Here is a 13,579-nt window from a genome sequence, read left to right on the forward strand (position 1 = left end):
TTTTTGCCTTGCCTACACGAAGGTAGGTACCTTGGCGATAGCAGGACGCGGTAGCGGGATTATCGACAAGATTTTCTCCCCTCAAAATAGGCCACTTAATTAAGAAAATTGGTATTAAATTTAGAACGCTTAAACAATGGTGAAAAGTTTGAGGACGTTTTTACATTTTAAATCGGTTGCTAGAGAGGCATTGATTATCTGAAACTTAGACAGTTTAAGGCTTGGGTGAGGAGTGCACTAACTCACGATATACAAAATGAATAAACATAAAAACCAGTCTTTATTGAGAGCAAACTTTCAAAGGTCGAGATAGAATTGGCTCTGGTGAGCCTTTACCTCACCAGTTTACCGAGCCTCTTAACGCTTTGGTTTGACCGCGTTTGGTTTTTTGATTCAATCGCTTTTTTTGAGCACTTTTTGTCGGTTTAGTGGCTCTACGGGCTTTCTCAACTTTAGTTGCTTCTAGAATAAGCGCTTTAAGCCTCGCCAAGGCATCTTCTTTATTCAGCTCTTGGGTTCGAAAGCTCTGGGCTTTTAATACAATTACGCCTTCTTTGGTGATCCTTGAGTCTTTTAGCGCAAGTAAGCGTTCTTTGTAAAAAGCGGGCAAAGTAGAGCGATTCACATCAAACCTCAAATGAATGGCACTAGACACCTTATTGACATTTTGACCACCAGCGCCTTGAGCTCGAATAGCTGTAATGTCTATCTCCCAAGGGGCAAGCGTAACGTTATTTGAGATTTTAAGCATAATATTTTCAAGCCTCCATGCTGTATTCTAGCAAAATCATGAGGGTCGTAATATATAGCTCGTCACTTTATACCTATCTAGCCAACAATCAAGCAGCACGAGTTGCTATTGCCGGTGGTACTTTAGAAGCTGTCGTTGCTGGGTAGTAGACAGCTAGTTGGCCTGCAATAACCATGACAATGGCACCGCTAATTAAGTAATCACTTGGCACACTCGTTAGCCCAAAATAATTGACCAAATAGATGTTTGCAATAATAGCAACAACTGTACCGAGCAATACACCAAGTAATGATACAACTGCGTTTTCAATCATAAAATAACGCAGAATATCACCTTGTGTCGCACCTAGCGCTCTACGCGTACCTATTTGCTTTTTGCGCTTTAATACTGTGTATCGTGCTTGGCCAAAAATGCCCAAAATAGTCACGCATGCTAGTGCCGCTATCACCACTTTTAGGGTTTGGGATACCGCATAGTCAGCTTGCAAATTCTCGGCTTTTATCTGCTCGAATGACTTAAAGTTATCCACTTGCCTTGCTGGCTTTTTGAATAAAAGCTGATGCACTTCGCTCATCGCTTGCTCTCTTTGGCTCTCCACGGCTCTGACTACAATAATACTTTGCTCATAATGTTCTTTTACTGAACTGATCACAGCCATATCATACGCATACCAGAACCGCCATGGAGATTTCATAGTCTCGACGATACCAACGACTTTTTGAGGTACAGATTGTACGTATATGGTTTCACCAACCACACTACTCCAATCATTAGGGCGAATTTTATAAGCAAGGTCTTGCGAGATCAGCACGCTTGCTGATGCTGTATGGCCATCAAAATATTTGTGCACCACATCGTTATGCTGAATGCTTCTTCCTGCAACAACCCTAAGCCCGAGCGTATCAACCACCGTTTCATCCGACCCATAATACCCTGCATGCGTGACTCTATCTTCATCCTCTGGAGTTAAGCCAACCGCAAGCGAGCGACCCCAATTGGTCAGTGGTAAACTGGTGATGGTACTTGCGCTCTCAACACTGGCCAGCGCTTGAATATCAGCTAAATCGGTATCTAATGCTGCGTGCTTTTCTTCGTCACTTCCCTCAAGATTTGTGCTGAAACTAAATAGCTGACTCTCACTTAATCCTGTTGGCTGAATTAGCTCATTTTCTTTTGTTACCATCATAAAAATGGCATTCACTAGAATGGTAAAAGTTAAGGCTATCTGAAGTATCAGCAGCAAAGGAGAGACTTTATTTTTTCTAAAGGTTTTTAAAATTGGTAGTAAGTCTTTCATATATAGGCTCCTATAGGCTTTTCAGCTGACTAGATGGTTGCACCTTTGCTGCATGCAAAATAGGTAACAAGCCAAAAGCCATCGCGCTAGTAATAGCCAATACAATAGTCATCACTACAATGCCAAATGTCATTTCTAACATTTCGGCATATAGATGACTATAGAGCTGAGCCGTTACCACCAAACCAAATTGTGCTAGCAACAACCCTAAACCACCGCCAAGCAGTCCCACAATGCAAGTCTCGATGGAAAATTGCGCGACAATATCTTGTTTAGATGCACCAACAGCCCTGCGTAAACCAACCTCACCTGTCTTAGTGTGAAATTTTGCTACCATCATCGCCATGCAGTTGAGCAAACATACACCAAGAAACGCAAACGCAAGCCACAGTGCTATATTGCCGTCCTCTTTCTGTACTTTTCTATCAACTAGATCTTCATTGACGTTGAACAGCTGGTGTAGTGGCTCGCGAAGAAAACGTCCGTACTCTCGCTGCTCCATCGAGTAGCGGTGCAAAAAATCAAGGTAGCGACTTCGATCCGCCTCAGACGCTAGCTCCACCCAATATGAAACCCACACACATTCTGATGCTAATATTGCTGAAAAAGAATCGTCAGATGGTTCTTTCCAGCATAAGAATGAGACGTCTGAACTTGTCCACAACTCATTATTAATTTGAGTATTAAATGGAATAATAATATCTCTTGGTTTGTTATATGCTCTCACTCGATAGTCAAAAAACTTTGGAATAGGATACCAATCATCAGTCACACCAACTATTTGATAAGAGGACTCACCAATAAGTAAAGACTTACCAACTGAGTTTTCTCCAAGGAACAGCTTGTCATTCAACTCTTGGCTAATCACTGCAACTTGTAATCCTTCTTTATCAGCAACTTCATCCCATGCCCCGCCAAATTTAAACGGTACATCAAACATGCTGAACATATCGCGATATGCACTTCTGATGGCAGTCATTTTTGCTTCAGTGACAGGTTGCGTAATGCCGCGAGTCATCATCTTAAAACTACCAAGTGGGGTCTGTCGCACACCTTGCTGAGCATTTTGCAAATTCATTGCATCTTGGTAAGTAAGAATCGTTGGAGGGACTTCCTTACCTTTGGCAATATTAAATGGCTTATCTGGTCCAAAACTATTCAGACGAACATTAAATAATTTTTCACTCTTGGAAGGGATCGGGTCTTTCGCCAGCAAATAGCTTACCGTATACGTCGTCATTGCAGCGCCAATGCCAATAGCAATAGTGATAATCATTAAGAAGGACAAAAACGGCGTCTTTTTTAAAGAGATAAGCGCTAATTTAAGATAATATCCAAGCATAGTTATTCCTTACGCTATCGCTTTTTCAATTCTCTTACCTTCGCTCAATATACCATCGCGGATCTCAATAACCCGCTGTGCTCTGGCTGCTTGATTAGGGTCATGGGTAACCATCACAATACTGGTGCCTTGGGCATTAATATCTTCAAGCAATGCCATGATCCCTTCTGCCATTTTGCTATCTAAGTTACCCGTTGGTTCATCTGCTAACAAAAATGATGGTTTACCTGCAATTGCCCGTGCTATCGCAACCCGCTGCTGTTGCCCACCAGATAACTGTGCTGGGTAATGATCCCTGCGCGATGCCAGCCCCACTTTCCCAAGCGCATCCATAATACGTTCATGGCGCTCTTTTGAAGATAATTTACGATAACGTAGCGGCATATCTACATTGTCATAGAGAGTTAGCTCTGGAATTAAGTTAAAGCTCTGAAATATAAATCCTACTTTTTCATTTCTCAGCTTTGATTTTGCTTTATCACTTAAGTGTTCAACATTGACGCCATCGAGCTCATAACTTCCCTCACAAAAATCTTCCAACAGCCCTGTAATATTCAAGAAGGTGGTTTTACCTGAACCAGAAGGGCCTATTATTGCCACAAACTCGCCCTGCTCAATTGTAAGGTCAAATGGCTGTAAAGCTTGAGTTTTTATGGTGTCAGTATGATAAGCTTTTGAGAGATGACGCATCGACAGCATAGTGCTAATCCTTTATTGAATAATTTTCACACTAGGGGCATCTTTAAAAATCCGAGCATCTGACGTAATGACCTGATCTCCGACATTCAACCCCGAGAGCACTTCAACTTGACCAATACTTCTCAATCCTATCCGTATTGGTGTTTTAATCGCCGTGTTTTCCTTTACCACATATGCAAACTGGCCATTATATGCTTCTAAATACTGCCCATGCGGCAGATAAGCAATATTCTGTTTTTGTTCTATTATGATGCGGCTGGTTAATCTTTGATTTTGCCTAAGCCCTTGAATAGCACCTTCTTTAAATCTGATTTTCCCAGCTACACGGCCGTTTTCTATTTCCGGAGAGATGGCAACAATTTCTCCCTCGTATAACTGACCGCTTAAGTTGATTTCAGCGAGCATCCCAAGCGCTAAATCGTCAGAGTAGCTCTCTGGTATTTGCACTTCGATTTCATATTTTGAAAGGTCTACTACACTTAGCAAAGGTTGATTTTTCGCGACAGAGTTCTTCTGCTCTACCGCTAAGTTGCCTATCAAGCCACTGACAGGTGACACTATCTTTAAAGCGTCAACTTGACGCTCCAACTCTGCCACTTTTACTTTTTGTGCTTCAAGCTCAAGTTCCTTAGTTCGGATCTCAAACTTTTGACTTTCTTTTTGTAAATCAACTTCTTTTAAAGCCAGAAGATACTCACGTTTAGCATTTTCCAGATCATCTTTCGCTTTTTGATAGTCAATATCACTTACAACTTGTGTTTTCAGACCGTCTTCTGAACGACGCATCTCTCGTTTTGCAGCATTGAGCACAACGGTTGCTTTGCCCAAATAATTCTCCTGCGCCAGCTCTTGCTTTTTAGCTTGAATGATCTGTCGCTGCAACTCGGTATCAAGCCGATTTAACTCAGCTTGATGCTGAGCAAACTCACTTTTTAGCTCTGGGCTATCAATCACAGCTAAAGTCTGTCCTTCAATCACACTATCGCCTGACTCAACCAAATAAGTCACCGTCCCCTCAGCAGGGCTATAGATAGTTGGACGCCTTGCGGCAACGACCTTACCCTGGACAGAAATATCGCGAACAAAGTCACCTTGCTTAACTGCTGAAATATGTATTTTGTCACTGGAAATTGCACTCTGACCACTAAGCCACTGACCAACAATCGGCTCCAGCAAAAAAAGAAACGCTACGATAAAAGCGCAGACTATGCCGATAACTATTTTATTTTTTTTAGGTTTTTCAACTACCGAGTCTTGTGCACTCGTATCGGGAATATAAGCCATGTATTAATCCTTTTACCAACACCTACGTACTTACAACACACAATCGCAAAGTTGCCATATAGCCCGCTTACAGCTTTGATATCGGCTCTATAACATGTTTATTTTTAAGACCTTTTTTAATGGCAATGTGTTATGTACCGACGGTAATTTAGGTAATCTAAGTTAGTAAACCTTACATAAACCCGAAGCAAAAGTCACGCATAATAAAACATTTTGTTAACTATTTAGTTTGATTTTTGACAACTTCTAAATATCTACTTTCTATGAATTTCTTTTCTTTGGATAGGTGCTCTAGCGCATCTCTTGTCTGCTCGAGTTCTTTTTGGATAGCTTGAAGTTTTGGACCGTCTTCAACTTCCTGCTCTTGAACCATCAATTGTTGGAGAGCTTGGCTTTGCTCTGCAATTTGCCTTTTATATTCATTAATAGTTTGAGCCATATCTTGGCGCTCTTTTTCAAAAGTAGCTACAAGCTGCTCTAGCTCCTGCTCAGCTCCCCCACCTGACGTTTTAGACGCTTCTAACTGCTGCTTAAGGGACTCATTTTCTTTTTGCAGTTCATCAGTCGACCTATAATGATCGTAAAGTTTTTGCCGAGTTTCTTTTAGTCTATCTAGGCTCTTGGCAAGGTCTCCCCTTAATTTTTTAATTAACCGATGGGATTTCACTAATTTGCTGTTGAGGTCGTCTATTTTAATTTGCTCTTCAGCTGTGATCTGTCCTTGTGTTGATAGGCGAAGTTCCGCAAGTTGCTGCTCCAGATTTACTTGCAAACTAGCAAGCTCATGAATCGTCTGCTGATTATCTTCCACAAACCTCATTGATTTATTAATTGCTTCTCTACAGTGCTGCAATAGATATTGTTGCTCCGCATTGGTACTACCATTAGCACCACTTGTCTTGGTAGCAAATAACCTAAACTCTCTTAGAATAAGTAATAGAATATAAAACCAAAAAGCTAATATTAGTAATCCAAAGTTTACCGCCAAGTATACGAGTACATCGGTAGGTAGTTTGTCAAATAGCATATCGGACACCTATTTATTTCTCTTATACATTTTAGTATTGGTTAAAAATCGTGCCTATAATAAATCTATATTTTTCAATAAAGTGGTTTTTTGTGAAGATATTGCTCGTAGACGATAGTGCTGCAACGCTGGAAATTATAAGTCGCGGCTTGGCGCGCTTTAGATATCGTAAACTGTTGATTAAAAAGGCTCAGAGTGCAAAAGAAGCATTAAAAATTATAGGTGCTTGGCAACCTGACATTGTACTTACCGACTGGCACATGCCAGATATTTCTGGGTTGGCATTAGTTAAGGCGATAAAACAAAAACGACTCGATATAACCATGGCGATGGTAACCACCGTAGACGACCAAGCGCAAATTAAGCTCGCCTTAGATTACGGTGCTGAGTTTGTGTTATCTAAACCTTTTGCAGATGACGACCTGCACAACAAAATAATGCCACTGGTTATCGCCGCGGAAGAAAACAACAAAACAAGACAGATCCATACACTGCATAAGGGAATCCCACTTCCACAAGTCGGTCAATTAGAAAAGCTAATGAATAAGCATATTGACTCTGAACTAAGACTCTATCAAATTATGAAAATGGAATATGATGCTGACAACTTACCTTGCATGATGGTGGCATACGAAGATCCCAGCAGCCAAAAAGTACGCGCTATCGGTGTGTTTGATGTTTATGCTATCTGTGTATTAGCAGCCTCGGCAGGGCAATTATCGGATCAAGCGGGTTACCAAGCAGTCCATCAGCAACAAATTACCGATGATATACTTAGCGCTTGCCATTCTGCCTTAAACTCAACGTCATACGCTTTTTTAGATAGTATTACCAGAAGAAGCTTACGGGTAAAAACCTTACAACTGGTTTCTAAACCATTTCCCAAACTTAAACGCTTATACAAAACAGCTGACAACATGAGAATAGACTTATGTTGTCAGCGTCCCAACATGGCTCAAGGTAAAATATTATTGGTAGGGTTACTAGGCTAGCGCTTTTAACAAAATGCCAGGGTCAGTGATCCCCGCTTCTTTAAGCGCATCTTGGATGTTTTTCGTCAGTTCAATCACCTGATTCTGCATCGCCATGATGTATTCAAGCTTTTGTGTCACTAATTCAGCTTTCATTTCTTCGGGATATGAATCGCTCGCTTTGAGTTTATCTAGCAATTCTTGTTCTTCTTTTATTTTCTCTCTCAACTCTTCAAGCTTTTCAACCATTTTTTGAATATGTTCAGGTAAGGCAGCTTCATCTTGCTCCTTTTTCGCTTCTTCTCCAGATAATTTAGCCATTTCTTCTTCTGATAACCGAACGGGCTGGGCTTGACTGGGTTGCTCTGCTTGAGATGACTTTTCAGTGTCTGGATCAAGTACCTTTTCAGGTATTGCAGAGCGCGCGGGACTGTGAATTAAAAAATTAACACTCATTGTTACTGACCGATATGATTTCCTTGAGTATATATTATCGGTAATTATTCTGAGATCTTTAGAAAATAAAATAGTTGACTTTTACCTTACTAACAAATTAAAACTTGCTTCAAAAAATTGAAGGAATTAAACGGTGAGAACTTTATTCCTTCTCACAAAACAAAATATGTCGCTGGAGGCTCAGGTTCAGTCGGTTGCAATCACCGTTCAGAATTCAAGCAAAGTTGCTAGATAAAGTAAGTATCTGAGGTAAATGCGGGATTAATTTAGCATCCCGCGTGCTACAAAAAATTGCGTGGCATCCTTGCCACTGCAAGTGCTTGGGAACGGAATAACTTAATCTTGGGCTAGCGACTAAGTTTAAAATAATTCTCTTTCAGTATTTTTTTACTATTCTGGAGTGCGCGAGTGAGCGCTTGTAACAAGGTTTTTCCCTTCGCTTTTACCTTTAACGTCGGTAGTCCCGGCAGCAACAGTTCTACGTGACACAGCGTAAAGTTACCTGTATGACCTTGCTTTTCGACTTTTACATTCACCTTGCGTATATTCTTTGTGTAGCTGTGTAACGCACTATTTATGAGTTTCATAAATGCTACTTTGTTTGATGCCGCTATTGGTTCATTGACACCTATCAGGTTTAATTTCATTGTTACCTCAGTCCACCAAATCAACTATCCATCACAAAACGTCAAGTTCAATAACGAATACTTGCGCTGTATGCCTAAATCTACTAATGTTCAAAAAAAGATAAAAGCTGATTATATCTAACTAAGCATAAGGTTTTTACGAACAGTATGAATATTAACTTCAACCATCTTTATTATTTTTGGCAGGTCAGTAACGAAGGTAGTATCGCGGGTGCAAGTAAAGTGCTACACCTCACACCGCAAACGATTAGTGCCCAACTATCAAGCCTAGAAGAAAGATTAGGAAAACCCTTGTTTATCAGAGAAGGGAGAGGGCTCAGATTGACGGATTTTGGTATTTTAACCAAACAATACGCAGATGACATGTTTTCAATAGCAAAAGAATGGCTAGAAACGACCCAAGATGGTGCAGCGGCTATGCACAGAACGTTGAAAGTAGGTATCTCAGATGCAATTCCAAAATCGCTTGTGTCAAAATGGCTCGCACCATTAATTGAAAATGAACAAGTTGCCAACCTCCACTGTATTGATGGTCAACAGTCAGAGCTATTAGCGCAAATGGCTACACATAAGCTTGATATTGTACTTGCTGACAAACCACTAGACAGTCACTTACCGTTTAAAGTTTTCTGTCATGAGATTGGCAAGAGTCAAATCGGCCTTTATGGCTCTGCTGCAATTTGCGAGCGGCTCCGTGAAAATTACCCTTTTTCTTTACAAGCACAGTCTATCATACTACCCGCGAAAAACAGCCCTGTGACCAACTCTATTCAATACTGGTTGCAAGATCAGAATATCGAAGTCAAAGTATCGGGTCATGTTGACGATAGTGCGCTAATGAAGGCTCTAGGTCAGCAAGGTTTTGGCATTTTTCCAGCGCCGCTTTCTATCAAGGCAGAATTGCAACGTCACTATGGCGTAACACTGCTAGGTACGATAGAAAACACCTTTCAAAACTATTACGCGTTTACCCCTGATAGACTGGTAAAAGACTCAATATTTAGCGAATTTGTTCATTTTGCAAAAGGTGTTAGCTAACCGTAATGTCTGCTAACTATTCACCTGCAGCAATGCCGCTAAGTTTTGCCTATAACGTCTAGATAGATGGAGCAAGTCACCATTTTCTAATATGACATCATAATCACCATTGTCTCGCGTCTTTAGCTCTGTAATGGCGTTTAAATTGACTAAAGACGACTTATGGATCCTTGAAAAGCCGTAGGTTTTTAAGTTTTTTTCCATCGCAGACATGGTATCACGGTGTAAAATGGAGCGCTGTCGATTGAGCATATGTAATTCAACATAATTCCCAGCCCCACCAACCCAGGCTAACTCCTCTACTTTGATTACGTGGATATGACCTGAATCTTTTACTATCAATCGCTTGGCTGGTAGGTAGTGATTTTCTGACTCGCTTGATACTTGCATCAATGCAGCGTAGGTGAGGTTAGCTATCAAGGAGTCCTGTTTTGTCTGGCCTTTAAATGTCAGTTCAGACTGGCTTTTTAAGCTGGTATTTACACCAAATTTAATCGTAGGTATTTCAACTCCCTGCTCAGTCAACACCAACGACATGTCTGACGCTTCTATTCCAGAGTCAAACAGAAAGCAGCTTATTTCACCCCCTCTTATTGTTTCGATAATGTCAACAACATCATTATAATATACAAACCGAGAGCTAATATCGGAACTCTTTAATTTTGTACTCATTTCAGCCCCAAGCTCAGATATACTGGAGGGCATCAAAATTGTCATACTTTTCATCTGGCACCTTATATACGCAAAACCGAGTAAAATAAGATACGTTTCCTTATATCTCACGTCACAAATATTAACATATTATTGTTATAAATTGTCATAATGTAATATGCAAATAAATTTTGATCTTTTTTTTCTCGCCTGTTGTCACTACTTTCCTTCACCTTGTGGATCTCAGCTAGCATAATCTGAACTTCCATCATAGCCTCGACCTGATACTAATAAGCCTTTGTAATGAGTTTGCAAGCTCAACAGAGGTATCAAAAACAAAACATACTAATCAGGGGATATCATGAAGCAATTTAAGCGTTCTAAAGTGAGCATGCTTATCACTTCTGCGTGTCTGATAGGCGGAAGCTTAGGCTTGCAAGCATCAGCAGAAGAAGCAAACGACGGTGCAGTAGAAGAAGTAGAAAGAATTTCGATTACGGGCTCTCGTATTCAACGTGTGGCGTTAACAGCTAAGACACCGGTTATCGAATTAGACGGTACAGAGTTTGCTATGTCTGGAAACCTCAACGTCGAACAGAAGCTTGCTGAGCTGCCGCTAACCGTACCTTCTTTTGGACCAAGCTCCAATAACCCTGGTGATGGTACCGCTCGAGTTGACTTGCGTGGTCTGGGTGATGAGCGTACCTTGGTTTTGGTAAATGGTCGCCGCTGGGTTCCAGCAACACAAACAGGGGTAGTTGACTTAAACACCATTCCTGCTTCTTTGATTGAAGGTGTAGATATTATTACCGGTGGTGCTGGTGCGGTATACGGTTCTGACGCACTTGCTGGTGTTGTAAACTTCCGTTTGAAAGACGATTTTGAAGGTGCTGAAATTTCAGCGCTGTATGACATCACAGAAGAAGGTGATGGTGAAAAATTCAACACAGACCTAACTATTGGTGGTAATTTTGCAGACGATAAGGGCAATGCAACAGTATATATCGGTTACGCAAAGCGCGAATCTATTTTCCAAGGTGATAGAGACTTTACCAGTGTAACACTAACGGAAGGTGAAAATGGCTTAGTTCCTGGTGGTTCATCAGGTATTCCTGGCACTCGTATATTTGCAGGCCCAACTTTACCTAATGGTGATACATTAGGACGTTTTGGTCCAAATGGCGAAGGCTTACCTTACACATCAGCAGACGCATTCAACTATGCACCTGATAACTACCTTCAGTTGCCTCAAGAGCGTTTAACGCTTAACTCCTTTGCACATTATTACGTGAACGACGATACACGTTTATACAGTGAACTGTCCTTCATCCGTAATGAAGTACCTTCGCAACTAGCACCTACACCAGCTTTTGTAAACAATCTTGTAGTCAACCCTGATAGTCCATTCTTTGGTGCTGATGTACAAGCCGCAATGAAAGCTTTGGTCCCTGAGCTTGATGATGAAGGCGAACCAACAGGCAACATGATCAGCCAGTTAGACGCAAATGGTAACTTCACTTTTGCAACTATCGGCCGTCGTATGGTTGAAAACGGTCCTAGACAAGTAATTGACACACGTAACGCCATGCGTTTATTAGTTGGTGTTGATGGCTTTATCGGCGATTGGGCATATAACGCTTATTATAGCCGCTCAGAGCTTGACCGCTCGAACCTTTTAAATAATGATGTTTCTGAGTCTCGATTCAGACAAGCGATTTTAGTTACTGACGACGGTACTGCCTGTCAAGACCCGTCTGGTGGCTGTGCACCAATAAATATTTTTGGTGAAGGTAATATTTCGCAAGCAGCCATTGATTTCGTTAATGTTGGTGCATCTAACGTCACAAATATCAAGCAAGAAATTTTCCACTTTGATATTGCTGGTGAATTGCCATTCACAGTTCCATCTGCGGATATGCCTGTAGGCTTTGTAATTGGTTATGAGAGCCGCTTTGATGACTCAAGTTTCCGTCCAGATGAGTTTTTGGCATCTGGTGATGTACTAGGCTTCAACGCTGGTGAACCGACTGTAGGTAACTACAGTGTCGATGAAATTTTCACAGAAATTGATATTCCGTTAGTTACTGATGCTGCGTTTGCTGATGATATTACACTATGGTTTGCAGGTCGTGTTTCTGATTACTCTAACATTGGCAACGCTTCCTCATTTGCGACAACCATTAACTGGACAGTAAACGAGTACGTGTCATTCCGTGCAGGTTATCAAGAGTCAGTACGTGCACCAAATATTTCTGAACTATTCCAAGGTGCAGCTAACGGCTTCCCAAGTGCAACTGATCCTTGTAGTGTTGATGGCTTCGTAGAAGGTCAAACAGACAGAGCACTATGTGAAGCGCACGGTGTTGCTGCGTCTCAAGTAGGTGTATTTGAACAAGCAAATGCGCAAATTGAGGGTAGCTTTGGTGGTAATCCAGACCTTAAAGAAGAAACTTCTGAAACGGTTACGCTAGGTCTCGTTATTACGCCAACTGAAAATTTTGACGTAACAATTGATTACTTCGATATCACGATAGATGATGCAATTGATGTGTTAGGTGGTGGTGTAAATAACATTCTAGATGTTTGTTACAACCAGCTTAAAGATCCTAACTCAGAATTCTGTAAAGCAATCGTACGTCGTCCTGACGGTAATGTTGACTTAGTAACAGCGCTAAATGCTAACATTGCAGAGCTAGGTACTAAAGGTTATGACATTAACTTTAACTGGACAACTGAGCTTGGTTTTGGCATCGGTAATAATGGCTCGGTGCTGAACATTAACTCTAAGAACACTATTCTTGACGAGTACTTCCAAACTGCTAGTGTAGGCTTTACCGATACTGTTTATTGTGAAGGTAAGTTCGGTAACACCTGTCTTGTACCTCGCCCAGAATTCCAGAGTAATAACCGCTTCACGTGGACATCTGGTGATTTAAGCCTGTCGGCGCTAGTTCGCTACATGAGCGAAGTGGATGAAGATACGGGTACAAATACCATTGTACCTGTGTCAAAAGCCGAATGGTATGTCGATCTGAGTGCCAGCTATCACTTCAGCGACAATGTTCAAGCAACATTTGGTATTAAAAACGTGCTAGACACTGAGCCAACACCACTAGGTGATGCTCAGCAACAAGCGAATACCTTCCCTGAGCTGTATGATGTAATCGGCCCTCGTTACTTCATGAGTGCGGTTTACACATTCTAACCAGAACGTAATGTATTGAAGGGAGCTAAGGCTCCCTTTTTCATTATTTGATTTAAACTTAAGCATATTGACATGAGCCTAACTTTTCTTCACGCTTATTTTTAAAGCTGTTGGTTTATTCCAACTATGCTAACGCTCTAGTCAATACGAAGAAGCAATACTCTTTTATACCAATTCGCTTAATTAAGTGAACTATTTTGAGGCGAGAGAA

Annotated in this window: 12 protein-coding genes; 3 read left to right on the plus strand and 9 right to left on the minus strand. The window is 41.1% G+C overall.

Annotation, left to right across the window (positions count from 1 at the left end; genetic code table 11):
* Positions 1-337 precede the first annotated feature (337 nt).
* The 6 genes from arfB to D9603_RS11920 all read right to left on the minus strand — a co-directional run bounded on the left by arfB (position 338) and on the right by D9603_RS11920 (position 6,400).
* The gene (arfB, locus tag D9603_RS11895; RefSeq protein WP_125252563.1) at positions 338-751 is read right to left on the minus strand and encodes an alternative ribosome rescue aminoacyl-tRNA hydrolase ArfB; all 414 of its coding nucleotides are present in this window, start codon (positions 749-751) and stop codon (positions 338-340) included.
* Between the two features lie 88 nt (positions 752-839).
* A complete protein-coding gene (locus D9603_RS11900) occupies positions 840-2,048 on the minus strand; it encodes an FtsX-like permease family protein (protein ID WP_128731471.1) in 1,209 nt (402 codons plus the stop codon).
* 10 nt (positions 2,049-2,058) lie between these two features.
* On the minus strand, positions 2,059-3,390 hold the full coding sequence (locus D9603_RS11905; protein WP_128731472.1) for an ABC transporter permease: 1,332 nt from the start codon (positions 3,388-3,390) through the stop codon (positions 2,059-2,061).
* Positions 3,391-3,399: 9 nt separating this feature from the next.
* Positions 3,400-4,089 (minus strand): ABC transporter ATP-binding protein, encoded by a 690-nt coding sequence (locus D9603_RS11910; RefSeq protein WP_125252560.1) that lies wholly within the window; start codon positions 4,087-4,089, stop codon positions 3,400-3,402.
* A gap of 12 nt (positions 4,090-4,101) precedes the next feature.
* A complete protein-coding gene (locus tag D9603_RS11915; protein ID WP_128731473.1) occupies positions 4,102-5,373 on the minus strand; it encodes an efflux RND transporter periplasmic adaptor subunit in 1,272 nt (423 codons plus the stop codon).
* Between the two features lie 220 nt (positions 5,374-5,593).
* Positions 5,594-6,400: a chromosome partitioning protein ParA gene (locus D9603_RS11920; protein ID WP_128731474.1), complete on the minus strand. Its 807-nt coding sequence runs from the start codon at positions 6,398-6,400 to the stop codon at positions 5,594-5,596.
* A 92-nt stretch (positions 6,401-6,492) separates the two neighbouring features.
* Between D9603_RS11920 and D9603_RS11925 the strand changes: the two genes are divergently transcribed.
* Entirely contained in the window at positions 6,493-7,392 is a 900-nt protein-coding gene (locus D9603_RS11925; protein ID WP_128731475.1) for a response regulator, read from the plus strand.
* Here D9603_RS11925 and D9603_RS11930 read toward each other — a convergent pair.
* Together D9603_RS11930 and D9603_RS11935 are read right to left on the minus strand one after the other, a co-directional pair.
* A complete protein-coding gene (locus D9603_RS11930) occupies positions 7,384-7,827 on the minus strand; it encodes a hypothetical protein (protein ID WP_128731476.1) in 444 nt (147 codons plus the stop codon). The two genes, D9603_RS11925 and D9603_RS11930, sit on opposite strands and share 9 nt — an antisense overlap.
* A gap of 347 nt (positions 7,828-8,174) precedes the next feature.
* Positions 8,175-8,414, minus strand: a complete 240-nt coding sequence (locus D9603_RS11935) for a hypothetical protein (protein ID WP_241651649.1) — start codon at positions 8,412-8,414, stop codon at positions 8,175-8,177.
* 207 nt (positions 8,415-8,621) lie between these two features.
* Here D9603_RS11935 and nhaR point away from each other — a divergent pair, with 207 nt between their 5' ends.
* Positions 8,622-9,512 (plus strand): transcriptional activator NhaR, encoded by an 891-nt coding sequence (gene nhaR, locus D9603_RS11940; RefSeq protein WP_128731477.1) that lies wholly within the window; start codon positions 8,622-8,624, stop codon positions 9,510-9,512.
* A 12-nt stretch (positions 9,513-9,524) separates the two neighbouring features.
* Here nhaR and D9603_RS11945 read toward each other — a convergent pair whose 3' ends face one another.
* Positions 9,525-10,238: a LytTR family DNA-binding domain-containing protein gene (locus D9603_RS11945; protein WP_128731478.1), complete on the minus strand. Its 714-nt coding sequence runs from the start codon at positions 10,236-10,238 to the stop codon at positions 9,525-9,527.
* Between the two features lie 286 nt (positions 10,239-10,524).
* On the opposite strand from D9603_RS11945, the gene D9603_RS11950 reads away from it, so the two are divergent.
* Positions 10,525-13,368 carry a TonB-dependent receptor gene (locus D9603_RS11950; protein WP_128731479.1) on the plus strand — a complete coding sequence of 948 codons (2,844 nt, stop codon included), beginning with the start codon at positions 10,525-10,527 and terminating at the stop codon, positions 13,366-13,368.
* Positions 13,369-13,579: the final 211 nt, after the last annotated feature.

Origin of the sequence: Pseudoalteromonas sp. PS5, from assembly GCF_004103255.1 — a bacterium.
Lineage (GTDB): Bacteria > Pseudomonadota > Gammaproteobacteria > Enterobacterales > Alteromonadaceae > Pseudoalteromonas > Pseudoalteromonas peptidolytica.